Raw genomic sequence first — 17,921 nt, forward strand, 5'->3', positions numbered from 1 at the left:
CTGCGCTTTTCACGCGAGCAAGCTCTGCGTCTACCGCAAATGTGCAGATATATGGATGTTTTGTAGACGTAAAGCTTGCTTAAGTGACAGGCAAAGCCTGTAAAAGTGGTTTATTCACAAAGAGTTTAAGAGGCGCGGCGCTTTTATAGGAAGAGATTAATTTTAATTAATAGTTGGTTTGTATTTTCTCATTTACTGCCTATTCGTTTCTTTTTGTGCAACTTTTTAGCTTTGCTTTATATAAAAACGCGCTGCTTTTACTGGCTTAAGGCCATAAAGTGAGTAACTCACAAAGAGGGCAAGAGGCGCTGCGCTTTTAGAGGAAGAGATTAACTTTAAGTAATAGTTGGTTTGTGTTTTCTCATTTACTGCTCATTCGCTTCTCTTTGTGCAATATTTTTTTCTAAAATAGCGCTTTTATAAAAAACACAGCGTCTACAAATCAAAGTATAAATTGAGTTTGTAAACGCCGCTTTGATTTTACCAACTATACGTTGCGCTTAGCGTATATTGCTCACCGCGCCCTGGTGTACCAGGTATTTCTTCAAACGACTCATCCCATACGTTATCTGCCGCTAAAGTAATAAATAAATTGCTTAACTGAGGCGGGGTTATTTTAAGCGCGAGTTGGGTAAATAACGCGTTATCGTCGCCATTTCTAAGGGCGTTTTTGTGCTGTGTACGCCATTCGTTATCTATTCTAAATTCTAAAATATCAGTTGGGTTATACACAGCGCCAAGTGTTAAACGGTGATCAGGAAAGTTTAACGCGTAAAAACTGGCATCAATATCGGCTGCGCCGTAGTTCTCTGATTTATGTAAATAGGTGTAGCTAGCAATAAGTTTTGCTGTATCAAAGTGCTTAGTCGCTAAAAATTCAACCCCTGCAGTATCAATATCAACGGGGTTTGCAAAGCGCGCCGAGGTAGAATCAAAATTAAAGGTCCAATCGGTTAAGTTATTATCTTTTCGATAAAAAATAGCCGAGTTTAACTGCCAGCTTTGCTCTTCAAGTAATAAACCTAGCTCTAAGTTTGAAGTGGTTTCGCGCTCAAGGTTGTAGTTACTTCTAAATAACCCGCCAGAATCGCTACCGCCAATGGCTGTATAGCCTGCAACTTGACTCGCCTGCGCATATGATAAATAAAGGCTTTGCGCTGTGCTGTCATTATTTTGGGTATTTAAGGTTATATCGCCAATGGCTGATACCTCAGCGTCATCACGGTTTGTATCGTCATACGCAGCCCCTAAACGAAAAATAAGCTGTTGGTTAGCCTTTAGCGCCATAGTGTATTGGGGCAATACGCTCAGCTTATAATATTTTCGTGAGGTAAAGTTGTTTTCAAGTGTGGTTGATTCAATCGAGTCATCAATAAATTGTGCTGAGTAATTGATTGCAAACGCATTGCTTTGTGCATGGCGACCTGAAAGAGCAAGCGACTTAACCTCGCTTTTATGAAACGCTTCGAATGCACTTGGGTTTTCGCGCGAGTAAATATAGTGATCGTCATGGGTACGGTAATACGCCGATACTTCAAAATTACTGTTTTCAGCGTAATTTTGCTTGTGGTTAAGCATCCAAAGGCGGGTTTCTAAATCTTCAGTTTCGTTAACGCCAAAAGGGGTATACAAGTTAGGCCAGCCAAAAAACTTATCTTGCGAGCCATAAAATAAATCGGTTTGGCTATGCTCGCTTGCCAATTGCACGCGAGCTGAGGCGCGCGAAAAGTCATGGTCACCATTATCAATAGTGCCATCACTTTGCGAGTGAGAATATTCACCTTCAAAACCTAAGGTATAGTCAGCTAAGCTATCAAGTTGTGTGTTTTTAGCAGCGTGAATACTTTGAAGATTAAAGTCGTTCGTACCAGTACCAAGCGATACACTACCGCCAGTAATAATCGGTTTCCAACCAAACGAAACCGTACCTACAGAGCTGTTCATACCGTACAGTGCGTTATCGGCACCGGTTAAAACGGCTGGGCCGCTTAGCATTTGCGGTGCAATGGGAATTTCAGCAAAATAATGACCAGATTGCGGGTCAAGCAGGGTAGCACTGCCTACTCTAAAGCCGGTGTTTTCAAAAATACCGCCACGAATAGTTACATCAGCTTGCGCCTCAGCCATATTGCGCGATTGAAGATCTACACGCGGATCGTACTCTAAATTAGAAATAGGCGAGTCAAATGTACCTACAGGCAGTTTATTCGCAGTAGGCGAAGCCTCCACTGTTATTTGCTCGATTGAAGACTCATCAGATAACGTATTAGCATAAGCAAATGGGGTAACACTGCATAATAGTGCAGGCAATATAATGTGTGGTGTGCGGTTCATGTGTTTCTCGTCGTTTTTTATTTGTAGCTGCGGTTACAATTAATTTAAAAGCTCATATTTGAGCATGATAAAATAGCTAAATGTAACAGCAGTCATTTTGTGCGCGATTGTACATTAATTTGTTAATATCTGCATTTGATAACCATTCACACTTTACTCATTAGGTAGCATTTATAATGGATACTAAAGAACACAATACTATTTACTTTGCTGGTGGCTGCCTATGGGGCGTACAAGAGTTTATGAAACACTTACCAGGTGTTGTTAGCACACAGGCAGGGCGCGCTAATGGTTCAAGTAAAACTACAGATGGCGACTACGATGGTTACGCAGAATGCGTAAAGGTAATTTTTGACCTAAACGCCGTTAGCCTAAATAAGCTGTTTGACTACTTTTTTGAAATTATTGACCCATATAGCATTAATAAACAAGGGGATGACGTAGGCCCTAAATACCGCACTGCCATTTACAGCAAAAACCAAAACCATTTAGAGGCAGCAAACAACTATATAAATAAACGCAGCGATGCCGATAAAATTGTAGTACAGGTAGAGCCGTTAACTAATTACGTAACAAGCGATCCTGAGCATCAAGACCGTTTAACCAACCATCCAGATGACTATTGCCATATACCTTTTGAGTTATTGTATAAGTATAAAGCGTAAATTTAACTCGGTATTGTAGACGTGCAGCTTGCTGACGTGACGAGCGCAGCTCATAATTATTTAAATCTGAAGTCCCAAAAATAAAAACCCACAAAAAAGCTCACATACTGTGAGCTTTTTAAAACTTATTTAACGCTAATTTTAACTTACTGCTGCTTTTGCGGCGGGAAGTTGCTTAAAATATTAGCGACTGTTTCTTTAATTGATGCTTCGCGTTGCTCAGGCGATTGTTTTTTCTTTAATCGACCTTCTTTTGCGCCGCGCCATACAAGTTGGTTTGATTCGCGGTCAATAATATCAATTACTAACGTACCCACTTCGTATTCGCGGGCGCTAATGTCGCGTTGAAAACCCGTACCCCAGTACCCCCAACGCGCGCCGTAGCCTACGTTAAAGCTGTCTACTTCTAGCTCTTTATCTACCGATGCATGGTAGTTAACTAGTACGTCAGCTTGGGCTGGGTCTACTAAGCTCATACCTAATGTTTGGCTAAGCTCATTATTAACGGCAGTACGTACACGTTTTTCCATTAAGCCGTTAATTTGGTAGTTTGTGGTGTCTTTGGTTAGGCTCGCGTTTTCTACCCAAGCAAATGTTTTAAAATTACTAAAGTTGGCTGATTTGTCGTAATCCCAGTCAGGGGTTTGCGTACAGGCTGTAAGTAATGTCAGCGCTGCAACAATAAGTATATTTTTCATTACCTTTGCTCCAATAAAATGCGTTAATTTAAAATAACACACATCGTTTAAATGTGTATTAGTTTAACGTCCTATATTTTAGTTTAGTTGGTTTGCCTTAACGGCCAATTAATTGTGTTCAACTTCAATCCAGTCTTTTTCGTCTACCCAGTTTTGGGCGCCATCTTTTACTGAACGAATAGGTACAATGTAATCACAGCTTACCTGCGGTTTAACCGAGGCAAAAATTGGCACAAAGCCAAAGCTCAGTGCCGTTTCTATGATTGCTTTTTGGTTTTGCGGGTCAATGTCGGCCGCTTCATCAATATAAATAGGTATACGGTAAAGGTTTTGTTCCTGATCGCTTAATAAGTAACGAATAAACAACATGCCACATAATAACTTAATAGTAATACGGGTCCCGTTTGAGCCAGCTGAGTCTATTTTTTCAAAGTGTTCGGTTTCGCCAGCGCGGTTAACCACTTCAAAACGAATATCAAATAAGTCAGTTAATGTAAGGCCTGCTTTGTCGGAGGCAAGTTTTATTAGGTGATCTTTTGCTTCGTTTACCGCGCTTTCGCTGTAAGGTTCTTGGCTTAATAAATCAAGGGTGTCGCCTTGTTCAAACTGATGCGACGTGCTGATAATGGTATCAATACTATCAACCAGCATTTTGCGCGGTATTACGTTAATTTTAAACGCTTGAAGGTTAGAAATACGGTGCTGGCTTATGCCTTTATTAAAGCTGTTCATTTCGCGGCGAAGGCGGTCTAAGTCTTCACGCAAGCCTTTAATTGTGGCGGCTACTTCGGTTAGGGCTACGCGGCCTTGGCGCTCAACGGCATCGCGTTCGTTATCAAGGTTATGAAACGCGCTAATCAACTTTTGGTATTTAGTAAATTCGTCGTTTTCGTTATCGAACTTAGTAATACCCGCGTTATATACATGCAAATAGGTATTACGCACGTTTATGTCAAAGTTGCGCAGCTCTTGGCAGTCTTTATTAAAGTGATGTACTAGGTCGCTTAAGTTATCAAAGTCGACTGTTATATCAATCATATACGGGGTTACTTTACCGCTGTATAAATCAAGCGTGTGGTCAATTCGCTCGCTTTTAACTTGGCGTAGGCGCTCGGTTTGGCGATTAATTTGCTCTTGCTTAGATTTAATTAACGAGCGCCTGTCTGCAATTGAGCCACTATTTTTTTGAATGTCTTGCAGGTAGTCGTCAACTTGTTCGCGCTCTGCTAATAACTGCTCTTTTAGCATGGATTGCGCTTCTACCGATTGCTGCATTACCTCAAATTGCTCTAAGCGTTTTAGGGCGCTCTCTGCGCTCATTAGCTCATCGTAAAGTGCATCTTTTTCTTTTTGTTTATCGGCCACGTTAGCGGCTACTTCGCGCTGTTGTTTAAACTCTTTTAACGAGCGTTCCAGCGCGTCTAGCTGAGCGCTAAGTTGGGCTTTGTTTTCGCCGCTTTGCATTTGCACTGGCGACAGTTTTTTAAGTTTAATGCTTGCACCTGGAAGCGTTAGTACACCGCCTTTGACGTTTTCGCTTAATAGCGATAAAAATTCCCCAAATGCGTCTTCATCATCAATGGTTATATCGCCATTGCTGGTGGTGGCAAACGAGAGTATATCGGGGTTTAAAATGCGCGATATTTCTTCTACTTCTTTAAGTGATAGGTCTTCGCGCATTCGAGTAAACAAATTAAACTCAAGGTTTTTAAGCTGCAGTTTTAAGCTTTTAATTTGCTTTTGCGTTTCGCTAATGCGGTAATCAAGCGTGTGTAGGCTTTGCCCTTGTGCGCTGGTAATCGAGTGCGAAAGCGACTCGTAGTCTTGCTTAAGTTGGCCAAGGTTGGTTTTAAGGGTGGCTTTATTTACCAGTTCAAATTCACTTTTAAGAGCGCTGTAATCTAAAAACCATTGCTCTATTTGGGTTTGCCTGCGCTCTATATCGCGCGATTGCTGTACGTATAAGCTTTGCTTTTGCTCAAACTCGTGTTTTTCGTGCTCTATGTCTTCAAGGGCAATGGCTAGTTCGCTTAGTTGCTCTTCTTGGTAGGTATCAAAGTCTATTAATGCTTGATCAATTTTAGGCGCGTAGGCTGCTAACTTACCTTTAAGCACGGTTTGGTTTTCAAGCATTGATTCAAGCGCCGTTATTGGCTCTTGCATTGATTCAAGCGCTTTTAATTCGCGTTTAGCACGATTTACTTTATCAAACGAGCGACGCCATACTTCGTAAAAGTCCACTTTAGAGTTAGACATATGGCGTTCAAACACACGTAGCATAAAGCGTTTAACATCGCTTGCACCCAATTTGTGTAAGTTAAGAATACGCCTAAAAATTTCTTTATAAATGGCGGAGTCTTGCACGTTATTAAGCGGGATCATTTTTAAATTAATGTCGCCGTCAAAAGGGGTTGCGCCGCCGGTAAGCAGGGCGTTTAGCTCTTGTGCTTTAAGCTCTATAGGGTTGTAACCTTGCGTTTTTAAATGATTAAACAGCTTGGTAAACTTAATAATGGTATTACCTTGCGTGTACTGCGCTAAATCAAGTTTGCCTTGATAACAAAAGTACTGATGCGCGTAACCGGCTATTTTACCAAGGCCTGCTACACCAATCACCACCGAGCCATGGGGGAGGTTGGCTTCAAGCAAAATGTACGACTGATCTGATGAAAAATAAAATTTACGGGTTTCATCTAAATCGTGCCCGTCCCATTCGGTTAGGCGCAAATCGTTTATTAGCGGAAATTGCAGGGCGTTAATAACCGAGCTTTTACCGGTATTGTTTGGTGCACAAATAGAGCTACTTTTATCAAGAGGAATAACACACTTTGCATAGCCTGCGGTATTAAGTAGGGCGAGTTTACTTAGTCCGTATAAGTTTTTCATTGCTCGTCCTCTGTAATGTAGGTTTCTTCGTTTACTTCCATAAGTGCATCAATATAGCGGTGAATAGGCGCTTGTAGCATAAAGCCGCCTTCTACTTCGCGGGCAAGGCCTAAACGTACCATACGCAGGTATACATCTTTTCGTAAATCTGAGCCCGAAAATATCTCAAGCTGATCAAACAAGTGTTTATTAATTTGCACTAAGGTTTGCATCAGTTCTAAATCGTTTACTTCATCAAATAGGGCACGCATTGGGTCTTTACCCGTATTGGCAAAGTGCTCAATTAAAATGTAAATAGTCAGTGCAATAGCACGGGATATTTTACCCATGTTTGGCGTGCTTTCGTCGCTGGCAAAGTAGTAAAAGCCGCGGCTGTCGTGTTTTAAATCGTGGCCAAGGGCGCTAAATAAGGCGCTATAAGATTCTATGTGCTGGTCAAGCTCTTGCCACATTACGTTGTCTTGTTCGCAAATATGGTAACCCGCACCTAATTTTTTATTAATGGCTTGTAGGTGCGTAAGCTCGTCTAAGTTTATATGTGTCATGTGTTACTCGTCTGCCTGTGTATCTGGCTGAGGCGCAGAATTAAATGGGTATAACGAAAAATGCTGGCCGGCAATTTTTACGCGTGTCTTTTCATCGCTTTGGCTAATGTGAATTTCACTGTCGCTGACTAGTTTTTGATATAAAAATAGCATTTCGTCGGCGTCTAATTCTGGGTAGCTTTCATCTAAAAATTGCAGCAATGGCTGGGGCTTTTTACGTTTTTTATTAAAGCGTTTTGCAAAGCTTGTTTTAACATCGTGGTAATCAGGAATGTTTGGCGTGACAAATGCCGGCACGTCTTGTTGCTCTGGGAGCTGGTATTCTTCGTGTTCAAATTCTACCAAGCTTGCCATATAGGCAACTATATGACGCTGCTGGCCAAGCGAATAACGCTGCGCATCGCTTACAAAGTTTGGTTGTACCGCGCTTAGCATGTTGTCTACGCCATTTTTACGCACAAGGCCAAGCACTTTTGCTGCCTGGCGGGTAATTAGGTTATTACGGCGTAACTCTTCGCGCAGTGGCATAAGCATATCGGCACTTTTGCGTAAGCTTTCTCGGCCAACTAAATGCATTTCGAGTATCCGAGTACGCAATTGCTCAAGCATACGTTTGTCGCTGTAGGCTTTGCCTGAGCGTTCAATGTGCTCTATTTGCTTACTTATTTGCTGCTCAATCAATGTAAAACAGGCATGAAAGTCACCGCGAATATCGACCATTTCAAGCATCGGCTCTATGTATTCGTCAAAGGCTTCTATTACCGCTTTGTAGCGCTTTTGCAAAGATTGCACCGCGTGATCAGATTTAGCTTGCTCAACAATGTTTAAAATAGCGTTTTCGTTGTGCGCGTAAAGCTTCATTATTTTACGCACCCGATCATCCATAATGCGGCTATAGCGGCGTAAATCGTCATAGTCTTCTATTTCGCCGGCATTATCTAATCGGTTTCCTAGGCGTGCTAAATCATCAACCAAAACGCTAATTTCTTGTGCTAAACCTAGGTGTTCTTCTTGTAATAAAAAGGTCGCAAAATCGGCAATGGCGCGGTTTATTTCAAGCTGGGATGATTTAGCCAATGGAATAAGTATGTCTTGATTGAGCAAACGATTTGTTTCTTTGTATATGCGCTCGTTTGTCCACGTGGGCTGTTTTTGCTTAATGGCGTTTTGCACGTCTTTGAGGCTAAAGTCGGCCATTTTAAAACGTTTAAATAATAGCTCTAAAACACCCCAGTGTTCGCTAAGGGTGTTAAGCAGCTTTTTAGCTGGGATCATAATGCGGTGATACATCCTAGTAATGAGTTAACTACACTTAAAGCAGAGCGTAGTTTTTATATTTTTATAATAAAAAGTACTCGTTATTAACTGGCTTAATTTACACATTTTTTTAGCTGGCGTACAGGCGAGTTACATTAAGCGCTGTAAAAGTAGCCAGCAATGTAAACCTTGGCTAAATTATTCGCGTTATATTAGCTAAAACACCTTGACAGCTAGACGTCTAAACGATAACTTTCAAAGCCCCGCTACACAGTGGGGTTTTGTTTTATTAGCCACAGGTTAATACAACATTCAGAAGAGGTGCGATACTTAGGTATTTAATGGTAGGTGACGAACGCCCATAACCATTAAAGAGGGAAGTACTCGCCGAGGAAAACAAGGTTACGTCAACCGTGTTTTTCGGTTTATGGGGCTGAATCCCCAAAACTGTCACCAACTTAGGTGGAGAGCTTCTGGCAGCGGACACATCTTATTTGCATTCCTTTGCCAAGTTCTTCTTGTTTTTTAGCGGTTTGGATACCGCGAAAGGAGACGAAATGACTACCCAATCAGTGCCACAAACAGTATCAGGCGCAAAATCAGATTACATCGTTGCCAAATTTGGCGGAACCAGTGTTGCAAACTTTGAAGCGATGAGTCGCTGCAGCGAAATTATTGTTGCAGATAAAAGCGTACGTATTGTAGCTGTGAGCGCCAGTGCCGGCGTAACTAACCACTTAGTTGCACTGTGCAAACCCGACCTTAGTAAAGAGCAGCGCCAAGCACACATAGATGGCGTATTGGCTATTCAACAGGCTATTTTAGATGAGTTGTCGCTTGATGCCGATTTAGCCGTAGGTTTTAACGAGACGTTAAAAGCGTTTCAAACGTTAGCACTTGAAACACTCACTACTGATCAACAACACGATGAGCTGCTTAGCTTTGGCGAACGTTTATCGTCTTATTTATTTGCTCAAGTGCTGCGCTTAAAAGGCTTAAATGCAGATAGGTTTGATGTGCGCAAAGTGCTTAAAACCGACAGCCAATTTGGTAAAGCAACGCCCGATGTTGCGGCCACTGCACAAGCGGCTAAAGACCTGTTAATTCCGTTATTAGATGAGCAAGTAATAGTTACACAAGGGTTTATTGGTAGTGATGAATTTGGCCAAACCACAACGCTTGGTCGTGGTGGCTCTGACTACAGTGCGGCGTTATTAGCAGAGGCTATTAACGCTAAGAGTGTACACATTTGGACCGATGTAGTGGGTATTTTTAGCACCGACCCGCGTTTATGCGCTAAGGCAACGCCAATTGCCCGTTTAAGCTTTGATGAAGCCGCAGAAATGGCGACATTTGGCGCAAAAGTATTGCACCCTGCAACTATTTTACCAGCAAGCCGTAGCCATATTAATGTATTTGTAGGCTCTAGCCGCGAGCCAGAGCGCGGAGGAACGTGGATTGAGCGTGAAAAATCGCAGCAGCCAGGTATTCGTGCCGTTACGCAGCGTAAAAACCAAATATTGCTAACGCTTAAAAGCCCAGAAATGTTATTAGCAAGTGGCTTTTTGGCCCGTGTATTTACTATTTTAAGTGAATTTAATATATCGGTAGATTTAGTGACTACCTCAGAAATTAGTGTTGCCATTACGCTCGATAACGCGCCTAATGCCTCGCGACCTGAGCTTGAGCAAGCGTGTTTAGATGAATTGGCCGAATTTTGTCATGTATCGGTTGAAAACAACTTAACCTTAGTGGCGCTTATAGGCTCTGAAATACAGCTACGCCAGCACGAAATGAACCTAATGAACGTACTAAAAGAGTTTAATATTCGATTAATTTGTCATGGTGCAAGTAAGCACAACTTATGCTTTTTAGTAGAGCAAAGCGAATCAGATACCGTGGTACAAGCAATACACAGCCGCTTATTAGAAAGCGCTGCTTAAGCTTTTAAAGCCAAGTTATTAAGTATCCAAGTTATTAAGTATAAAGCACCGCCAGTCGGTGCTTTTTTTATGCGCCACGCTTATATCAAACTCCTCATTGGCAACCGTTATGGTGTTACTCGATGCTGTTAGGTTTAACAAAGAAAATTCATCAAATACATTTGGGCTAAGCAATTGCGCTATTGGGCGGCTAGTTGCTTTAGCGAGTGCCTCTTTTAAGGTCCAAATTCTAAAAAAGCGGTGGGCTTGCTCTTTTATAGCCAAAGGCGCGGTAATTAAGGCAATTTCAGCCTTATGATAAAAATGCTTAGCGAGCTTTTCGAATGGGCGTTTTAAGTTTATTTTTTCAATATCAAAGCCAAACTCCGCCTTAGTAACATTAAGTGCAACGCCAACTAAGCCATGCGAGTGCGAAATACAGGTATTTATAACGGTGTGGTTTATATGGAGCTGCAGTTTTGAGCATTCTTCATTAAAGTGGGTGCTCATTTTATTAAGCGGTATGTGTGCGTATTGGGGCTGAGTATGCTTTGCAAGTTGCTTTAGTAATATGCGCGATGCTACATATTCTTGCTTTGCTTGCATGCGTTTACGGCGATTTATAACGCTTAGCTCAAATGGGCTTAGGTACTGGGTTAAATCAAGGTGTTCTACATTAAGTGTGTTGGCATTAAACACTAAAATAGTATTGTTGCTAGGGGATAAATCGCTATAAAAAGAGGGAGCAATACTTAGGGTGTTTTTAAAAAAGTGGTTAGTCATACGCGCTTAAAATAAGTGAGTGCTGTAATTATGAGCGGTTAACAGCGCTTATTTATGCCAAAAGCAATTTTATTACTCAGTTGGCATTAAATATGGTTTAATTCACAATAATCAAAGAATAACAGAATTTGTAGATGTATGGCACAAGTGCGTGATGGATTTCAAAGCCGTTTTGGTTTTGTTTTAGCCGCTGCAGGCGCAGCAGTGGGTTTAGGTAATATTTGGGGTTTTCCTACGCAGGCGGCCAACCATGGTGGCGGTGCATTTTTATTGGTTTACTTTGTAGTTATATTTTTACTTGCGCTACCTGCGCTTTATACCGAACTTTATTTAGGCCACCAAGCGCAAGCAAACCCAGTAAAAGCATTGGGTAATGCGTGGCAAAATACCAACAAAAAAGTAGGGGCTGCCGCAGGATATATTGGCCTTGCGGGCGCTGTGGTTATGCTTAGCTTTTATTCTATTGTAGCTGGGTGGATGCTCTCTTACGCCATAGAGCCTATTACTACATTTTTTGGTTTTACCGCAGCAAGCGAATTTTTACACAGCGACTCTATGGCGCGTAATTTTATATTTACGCCGCTTATGCTTATTTTAACCGCCAGTATTATTTTAAAAGGGGTTAAATCGGGGATTGAAACTTGGTCACGTCGATTAATGCCATTGTTGTTGGTGCTACTAATAGGCTTAATTTTTTATATAGCCAGTTTAGAAGGCGCCAGCGAAGGGTTTGCTGCTTATTTAATTCCTAATTTTAGCCAAGTGCTTGACCCAAATTTAATTATTGCTGCAATGGGGCAGGCTTTTTTCTCGCTCTCATTAGGGGTTGGCTGCATGATGATTTATGGCTCGTACCTGCAGCCAGATGCAAACCTGCCAAAACTAACTGCAAGCGTTGCACTACTTGATACCAGCGTGGCATTTTTAGCAGGTTTACTGATAGTGCCTGCAATTTATGTAGCGCAGCATAACGGGGTAGAGGTGTTTAGCGGCGGAAAACTTATAGGTGAAGGGCAGCTTATATTTGCTATTTTGCCTGAGCTTTTTAGTACTATGGGCGAAATTGGCTTACTAATTGGGTTACTGTTTTTTGTACTTATGTCGATTGCATCGGTTACATCTACTATTTCTACCACAGAAATACCGGTAGCGTTTTTAGTAGAAAACCACCGCGTAGATCGTACTAAAGCAACGTGGGCCGTTAGCCTAGTGGTGTTAATATGCGCTAGTGCAATAATATTAAACTTTGAGTGGTTATTTGGTTTAGTAATCATGCTATTTACTCAGTACCAACTGCCACTTATGGGGCTGTTTTATTTTATAACTGCAGGTTGGATGTGGAAACGCGGTAATAAGCTTCATAAAGCCAGTACCGGCACGCATTACTGGTTTGCTCAATACATTCGTTTTGTGTGCCCAGTATTAATGACTCTTGTTTTTGCAAACGTTGCGTTTGGCTAAAGTATTTTAAGCTTTACCCGTTATGTAAATAGCAAAACGGGTAAAGCAAATTAATGGGCCGCTGCTTTATAAAACCTCATTGGTTAAAGGTCTCTGTTCATTAATTTCTATTGCGTTTTGTATGGTGGTATTGGCAATTTCGCTAAGGGCTTCTTGAGTAAAAAAGCCTTGGTGGCCAGTTATTAATACGTTTTTAAAACTAACTAAGCGCGAGAATATATCGTCTTGGTTTATCTCGTCGCTATGATTTTTAAAAAATAGCTCCGACTCCTGCTCGTACACATCAAGCCCTAAATACCCTAGCTTTTTAGTTTTAAGCGCATTTATACACGCTTTACTATTAAGTAGCGCACCGCGCGAAGTGTTAATTAGCATTACCCCAGGTTTCATTTTATTAAATGCATCGGCGTTTATTAAATGGTGTGTTTGCTCATTCAGGGGGCAGTGCAGTGAAATTATATCGCTTTGAGTAAGCAGCGAATCTAAATCGGTGATGGTGTAATTGCCAGGTGTTGCATAAGGGTCGCACACTAAAACATGCGCGCCAAAGCCATTTAAAATATTACAAAGGGCAAGGCCAATTTTGCCACAGCCTATAATGCCAACTGTTTTGCCGTGTAAGGTAAAGCCTAATAAACCGTTTAAATCAAAGTTGTCTTCGCGTACGCGGTTATAGGCTTTATGTGTTTTACGGCTAAGGGTAAGCATAAGTGCAACACAGTGCTCAGCTACGGCTTCTGGGCTGTATGCGGGTACTCGTAATACCTTAATGTTGTGTGCTTTGGCAGCCACTAAATCAACATTATTAAACCCTGCGCAGCGAAGTAAAATAGTATTAATTCCTTGCTCAGCAAGGTGCTCAATAACGAGGGCGTTAACTGTGTCGTTTACAAATACACACACAGCATCAAACCCTTTAGCAAGCAGTGCTGTTTGCTCGTTCAGTGCTTGCTCAAAGTAACAAATCTCTATTTGCGGGTGTTTGTTAATACTGCGCTCAAAAAAAGGCTGCTCGTATTTTTGCGTACTAAAAAAAGCAATGTTCATGTTATTTACTCCAAAGCCTAGCTGTTATACCAATGCGCATAATCAAGTGATCTATTTTGAGGATGGAAAAACGTGTTGATAGCAAGGCAAAAAATTCGCTATTTAGTTGTTCTCGGCAATTGCTCCTGCATTGCTCTACCTTCTGCATCCATGCAGTCGTAAATGAGAGTTTTTTAACGCAGGTAGCGACACGTTTAGCCCCTAAAAATGATTAAGTATTATTGCCGATTGGTATTGTACATAACCTTAAACTAGTTTAATAAAGCATGCTTGAGTAACCACCCGTTTATTGATTTAGAATAATTAAGCGCCTTTTAATGCATTAAAGTTGGGTATTATTTTTGCGTTATTTAAGTTATTAGCGTTTAGTGCGCTAGGTAAGTTTGCCTCAATGACCTGTTTAAGCGTTTCGGGCTTGGTCCGCGGAGCATAACGTGCAACGAGCTGACCTTGTGGGTTAATTAAAAACTTGGTGAAGTTCCACTTTACTGCGCGGTTTTGCGAAATACCACGGGTATGCGACTTTAAATAATTAAACAGCGGATGCGCCTCGGGCCCATTTACCATTACCTTACCAAACACTTTGAACGACACGTCAAATTGTCCTTGATAAAAGTCTTTAATCGCGAGGTTATCAAGCGGCTCGTTTTGGCCAAATTGATGACACGGAAACGCTAAAATAGTGAAACCGCTATTTTTATATTCTTGATAGAGCTTTTCTAGCGAACTTAATTGCACCGAAAAATTACACTTACTTGCTGTATTAACAATAAGTACTGTTTTGCCTTTTAGCTGGCTAAGCGCAAAGCTTTCGCTGTTGTACAAAGGGGCACTAAATTGATAAATACTATCCATGGTTACCTACTTATTTCCTTACGTTGGAAATTTATAAAGACTTAATTCGCTTTTTAAGCAGCCGATTGACATAATCGGGCATAGTTTCTAAGTTAGCAGGAAAATAAGGCACTTTTATGTCAATCAATGTTGCATTTATAGGTTTAGGGGTAATGGGTTACCCAATGGCAGGGCATTTAGCAAAAGCGGGCTTTAATGTGTGTGTATATAACCGCACTCAAGCAAAGGCGCAAAGCTGGGTAGATGAGTATGCAGGAAGTTTTGCTACCACGCCGCGAGAAGCTGCTAAGAATGCTGATATTGTATTTATGTGTGTAGGTAATGATGATGACTTACGTGCGGTTGTTTATGGTGAAAATGGTGTTTTAGCGGGGATGGCCGTTAATAGCATTTTGGTTGACCATACTACTACATCGGCCGAAGTAGCCCGTGAAGTAGCAGAAAAAGCAGCCTTGCAAAATATCGATTTTATAGACGCGCCTGTATCAGGCGGACAAGCAGGTGCTGAAAACGGCGTGCTTACAGTCATGGCTGGCGGTAACGAAGCTGTTTTCACTAAAGTGCAACCCGTAATGGCGGCATATAGCCGTTTTAGCCAGTTATTAGGCGATGTGGGCGCAGGGCAGTTATGTAAAATGGTTAATCAAATTTGTATTGCCGGCGTAGTGCAAGGCTTAGCCGAGGGCTTACACTTTGCTAAACAAGCAGGGCTTGATGGTGAAAAAGTAATTGAAACCATTTCAAAAGGGGCTGCGGGTTCGTGGCAAATGGAAAACCGCTATAAAACAATGTGGGCAGGTGAGTACGAGTTTGGTTTTGCCGTAGATTGGATGCGCAAAGATTTAGGCATCGCGCTTGATGAAGCTAAAAACAACGGCGCTACGTTACCGATGACTGCAACGGTTGATCAATATTACGCCGACGTACAAGCGCTTGGCGGGGGGCGATACGATACATCAAGCTTACTAGCACGCATTGAAGCACTGCACAAAAAATAACTTTTTGAGTATACCGCTGTAGATGCGCAGCTTGCGTGACGGGCAAAGCCCGTAAAGTGATTTATTCACAAAGAGGATAAGAGGCGTTGCGCTTTAGAGGAATAGATAGATCTAAAAAGGTTTATTTTTTTTGCCCTCTCATTTACTCCTCATTCGCTTCTCTTTGTGAGTCGTGTTTTATTTAAGCATTTAAAAGCTGCGCTTTTCGCGTGAGCAAGCTCTACCTCTACCACGCTGGTGTAGATATGGGTTTTACTTGTAGATGCGAAGCTTGCTTACGTGACGGGCAAAGCCCGTAAAGTAATTTATTCACAAAGAGGATAAGAGGCGCTTTGCTTTTAGAGGAAGAGATAGATCTAAAAAGGTTTATGTTTTTATGTCTTCTCATTTTTTCCTCATTCGCTTCTCTTTGTGGATTATTTTATATTTAAAAAACTGCGCTTTTCACGTGAGCAAGCTCTACGTCTTGTAGTTATCATTTATCACATCGAAGTCAGTGAGCTTGCCTCGACGTCTACAGCGAAGGTGTAGATATGGGTTTTACTTGTAGACGCGAAGCTTGCTGGCGTGATGGGTAAAGCCCGTGAAGCGATTTATTCACAAAGAGGGTAAGATGCACTTCGCTTTTAGAGGAAGAGATAGATCTAAAAAGGTTTATGTTTTTATGTTTTCTCATTTACTTCTCTTTGTGAAAAATTTTTTTGGCTTTACTTGTAGTAGTAAAGTTATATAAAACAAAAAACGCGACACTTTATTGCTAAAGTATCGCGTTTTAAAAGTGTTCTACACAAACTTAAACTAAATTACATGCTTTGCGCGTAGTTATACAAAGCCTTTAAAATGGTTAGGTTTTTTTCGCTGTCGTCGTGCTCATGGGCCAAGTTTTCAAGGGTGATCATAAAATCTTGTGCACTAATTGAGGGTTGATCTTCTCCGTGCATTAACTTGTTTTGGCAATACTGACGCCATTGGTCAAGCTCTTGCTGGTTGAGCGTTTCAGGCCAGTTTCGCGCGCGGTATCTAAACAGTAATGTATTGAACTTTTTATCTTCAAAATCTAAATTTAAGCCCGCTAGCTCGTCTGGTTTAGCATCGCGAATAATCGCAAATTTAGCTTTGTCGGCGTGGCTTGTAAAGCCATCGTAAAGTAAGTAATCAACGTTAGTGGTCGCGCTGTAATCGCCTTTTTCGTTAAACACCTCAGTTACTTTATCGCGAAGCTCGGTATTGGCTTTTAAAATAGCTAAATTAGCGAGGCATTGCTCGCGGTCAATGCCTAAACGGGCTGCGTTTTCAGGCAATAACGTTTTAGCAGGCGCTAAAATAGGGCACTTGTTTAAATGCACCAATTTTAAACCAACAGGTAAATCACCCTCGGCTAAATCAACGCGTTTGGTGTATAAACGTTTACGTAACTCTTCTACGTTTAAATCAAGCAATACTTGCGGGCTTTGGGTTAAATCAAAACAAATAACCGCGTTTTTATTTACCGGATGAAAGCTCATAGGCGCTACCCACGTAGTACAGCCTTGTGTGGCTGGAATGCGTGACGAGGTATGTACCAGCGGCGTCATGTTAAATACATCAACTAACTCGCCAAGCGCTTTTTTATTACGCAGCCCAAAAAAGAAATTATAAAGCTTTGGTTGTTTTTCTTTTATAAGTTTAGCCAGTGCAATAGTGGCAGTTACATCGCTTAGCGCATCGTGAGCAGCGGCGTGTTCAATGCCATTAGCTACCGTTAAATGTTCAAGCTTAAAGCTCGGGCTGCCGTCTTCTTTTAACGGCCATTCAATCCCCTCAGGGCGCAGCGCATAACACGCACGTACTAAATCAATAATATCCCAGCGGCTGTTATTGTTTTTATATTCGCGCTCGTACGGGTCGTAAAAGTTACGATAAAAGCTATAACGGCTTACTTCGTCATCAAAGCGAATACTGTTATAACCAGCCACACAGGTGTTTGGCGCACTAAATTCAGCGTGAATTTTGGCTATAAACTCAGCCTCAACCAAACCTTTTTGCATCGCCACTTGTGGCGTAATACCGGTAATTAAACATGCCTCAGGGTGAGGCAAGTAATCCGCTTGCGGCTTACAATATTCAATAAGCGGCTCGCCAATTATATTTAAATCAAGGTCGGTACGAATCCCCGCAAACTGGCTCGGCTTATCCTTTTGAGGGCTCGCCCCCCAAGTTTCATAATCGTGCCAGTAGATTGTTGCTTGATTTTGCTCTTGATATGCCATGCTGAAAACCCTGAGTAGTTAACTTAAAAACGCTTAAATACACGCCAAGTTACTAAAATAATGAATTATTTAGATTATGGCATATGGGCGAGGGAGTTTATAGTTTTGGGTGATAAATGTGTTCGCGGAACTTTGGAATAATACGTCAAGTTTGAGTTTTGTTCCAATCGACAATCACGAATTAAAAGTAAGGGGGCGCGCCGTTATAGCCCATGGCTTGC

Annotated in this window: 13 protein-coding genes and 1 riboswitch; of the genes, 4 read left to right on the top strand and 9 right to left on the bottom strand. The window is 41.6% G+C overall.

What is annotated here, in order from left to right:
• Window positions 1–480: 480 nt before the first annotated feature.
• A complete protein-coding gene (locus NQT65_RS00850) occupies window positions 481–2,334 on the bottom strand; it encodes a TonB-dependent receptor plug domain-containing protein (RefSeq protein ID WP_256850257.1) in 1,854 nt (617 codons plus the stop codon).
• Between the two features lie 176 nt (window positions 2,335–2,510).
• Here NQT65_RS00850 and NQT65_RS00855 point away from each other — a divergent pair, with 176 nt between their 5' ends.
• Window positions 2,511–2,999: a peptide-methionine (S)-S-oxide reductase gene (locus tag NQT65_RS00855; RefSeq protein WP_256850258.1), complete on the top strand. Its 489-nt coding sequence runs from the start codon at window positions 2,511–2,513 to the stop codon at window positions 2,997–2,999.
• Between the two features lie 146 nt (window positions 3,000–3,145).
• Here NQT65_RS00855 and NQT65_RS00860 read toward each other — a convergent pair whose 3' ends face one another.
• From NQT65_RS00860 to NQT65_RS00875, 4 genes are all read right to left on the bottom strand, one after another.
• Window positions 3,146–3,697 carry a DUF4136 domain-containing protein gene (locus NQT65_RS00860; protein WP_126007449.1) on the bottom strand — a complete coding sequence of 184 codons (552 nt, stop codon included), beginning with the start codon at window positions 3,695–3,697 and terminating at the stop codon, window positions 3,146–3,148.
• Between the two features lie 108 nt (window positions 3,698–3,805).
• Window positions 3,806–6,583, bottom strand: coding sequence for an Mks condensin complex protein MksF (locus tag NQT65_RS00865; RefSeq protein ID WP_126007447.1), 2,778 nt, complete (start codon window positions 6,581–6,583; stop codon window positions 3,806–3,808).
• Window positions 6,580–7,128, bottom strand: a complete 549-nt coding sequence (locus tag NQT65_RS00870) for a condensin complex protein MksE (RefSeq protein ID WP_024033404.1) — start codon at window positions 7,126–7,128, stop codon at window positions 6,580–6,582. Before NQT65_RS00870 ends, NQT65_RS00865 begins: the two co-directional genes overlap by 4 nt.
• 3 nt (window positions 7,129–7,131) lie before the next feature.
• Window positions 7,132–8,403 carry an MksB family condensin complex protein gene (locus NQT65_RS00875; RefSeq protein WP_096041534.1) on the bottom strand — a complete coding sequence of 424 codons (1,272 nt, stop codon included), beginning with the start codon at window positions 8,401–8,403 and terminating at the stop codon, window positions 7,132–7,134.
• Window positions 8,404–8,693: 290 nt separating this feature from the next.
• Window positions 8,694–8,866: riboswitch (Lysine riboswitch) on the top strand.
• Window positions 8,867–8,942: 76 nt separating this feature from the next.
• Between NQT65_RS00875 and lysC the strand changes: the two genes are divergently transcribed.
• Complete coding sequence (gene lysC, locus NQT65_RS00880; protein ID WP_256850259.1) at window positions 8,943–10,328, top strand: lysine-sensitive aspartokinase 3; 1,386 nt, start codon at window positions 8,943–8,945, stop codon at window positions 10,326–10,328.
• A gap of 18 nt (window positions 10,329–10,346) precedes the next feature.
• Here the strand turns inward: lysC and NQT65_RS00885 are convergent, their stop codons facing one another.
• The gene (locus tag NQT65_RS00885) at window positions 10,347–11,090 is read right to left on the bottom strand and encodes a 4'-phosphopantetheinyl transferase family protein (protein WP_138684989.1); all 744 of its coding nucleotides are present in this window, start codon (window positions 11,088–11,090) and stop codon (window positions 10,347–10,349) included.
• Window positions 11,091–11,228: 138 nt separating this feature from the next.
• Here NQT65_RS00885 and NQT65_RS00890 point away from each other — a divergent pair, with 138 nt between their 5' ends.
• A complete protein-coding gene (locus NQT65_RS00890; protein ID WP_256850260.1) occupies window positions 11,229–12,551 on the top strand; it encodes a sodium-dependent transporter in 1,323 nt (440 codons plus the stop codon).
• Window positions 12,552–12,617: 66 nt separating this feature from the next.
• Here NQT65_RS00890 and NQT65_RS00895 read toward each other — a convergent pair whose 3' ends face one another.
• Window positions 12,618–13,598 (bottom strand): 2-hydroxyacid dehydrogenase, encoded by a 981-nt coding sequence (locus NQT65_RS00895; RefSeq protein ID WP_256850261.1) that lies wholly within the window; start codon window positions 13,596–13,598, stop codon window positions 12,618–12,620.
• Between the two features lie 303 nt (window positions 13,599–13,901).
• On the bottom strand, window positions 13,902–14,453 hold the full coding sequence (locus NQT65_RS00900; RefSeq protein WP_004587708.1) for a glutathione peroxidase: 552 nt from the start codon (window positions 14,451–14,453) through the stop codon (window positions 13,902–13,904).
• A gap of 116 nt (window positions 14,454–14,569) precedes the next feature.
• Between NQT65_RS00900 and NQT65_RS00905 the strand changes: the two genes are divergently transcribed.
• Window positions 14,570–15,451, top strand: coding sequence for an NAD(P)-dependent oxidoreductase (locus tag NQT65_RS00905; protein ID WP_256850262.1), 882 nt, complete (start codon window positions 14,570–14,572; stop codon window positions 15,449–15,451).
• Window positions 15,452–16,254: 803 nt separating this feature from the next.
• Here the strand turns inward: NQT65_RS00905 and sbcB are convergent.
• Window positions 16,255–17,700 carry an exodeoxyribonuclease I gene (sbcB, locus tag NQT65_RS00910; RefSeq protein ID WP_138684985.1) on the bottom strand — a complete coding sequence of 482 codons (1,446 nt, stop codon included), beginning with the start codon at window positions 17,698–17,700 and terminating at the stop codon, window positions 16,255–16,257.
• Window positions 17,701–17,921 lie beyond the last annotated feature (221 nt).

Origin of the sequence: Pseudoalteromonas agarivorans (genome assembly GCF_024518735.1) — a bacterium.
Taxonomy (GTDB): domain Bacteria; phylum Pseudomonadota; class Gammaproteobacteria; order Enterobacterales; family Alteromonadaceae; genus Pseudoalteromonas; species Pseudoalteromonas atlantica.

Bases quoted from the DNA above. Each gene is read 5' to 3' on its own strand.
- NQT65_RS00850 (WP_256850257.1), bottom strand. From the start codon at position 2,334: ATGAACCGCACACCACACATTATATTGCCTGCACTATTATGCAGTGTT.
- NQT65_RS00855 (WP_256850258.1), top strand. From the start codon at position 2,511: ATGGATACTAAAGAACACAATACTATTTACTTTGCTGGTGGCTGCCTA.
- NQT65_RS00860 (WP_126007449.1), bottom strand. From the start codon at position 3,697: ATGAAAAATATACTTATTGTTGCAGCGCTGACATTACTTACAGCCTGT.
- NQT65_RS00865 (WP_126007447.1), bottom strand. From the start codon at position 6,583: ATGAAAAACTTATACGGACTAAGTAAACTCGCCCTACTTAATACCGCA.
- NQT65_RS00870 (WP_024033404.1), bottom strand. From the start codon at position 7,128: ATGACACATATAAACTTAGACGAGCTTACGCACCTACAAGCCATTAAT.
- NQT65_RS00875 (WP_096041534.1), bottom strand. From the start codon at position 8,403: ATGATCCCAGCTAAAAAGCTGCTTAACACCCTTAGCGAACACTGGGGT.
- lysC (WP_256850259.1), top strand. From the start codon at position 8,943: ATGACTACCCAATCAGTGCCACAAACAGTATCAGGCGCAAAATCAGAT.
- NQT65_RS00885 (WP_138684989.1), bottom strand. From the start codon at position 11,090: ATGACTAACCACTTTTTTAAAAACACCCTAAGTATTGCTCCCTCTTTT.
- NQT65_RS00890 (WP_256850260.1), top strand. From the start codon at position 11,229: ATGGCACAAGTGCGTGATGGATTTCAAAGCCGTTTTGGTTTTGTTTTA.
- NQT65_RS00895 (WP_256850261.1), bottom strand. From the start codon at position 13,598: ATGAACATTGCTTTTTTTAGTACGCAAAAATACGAGCAGCCTTTTTTT.
- NQT65_RS00900 (WP_004587708.1), bottom strand. From the start codon at position 14,453: ATGGATAGTATTTATCAATTTAGTGCCCCTTTGTACAACAGCGAAAGC.
- NQT65_RS00905 (WP_256850262.1), top strand. From the start codon at position 14,570: ATGTCAATCAATGTTGCATTTATAGGTTTAGGGGTAATGGGTTACCCA.
- sbcB (WP_138684985.1), bottom strand. From the start codon at position 17,700: ATGGCATATCAAGAGCAAAATCAAGCAACAATCTACTGGCACGATTAT.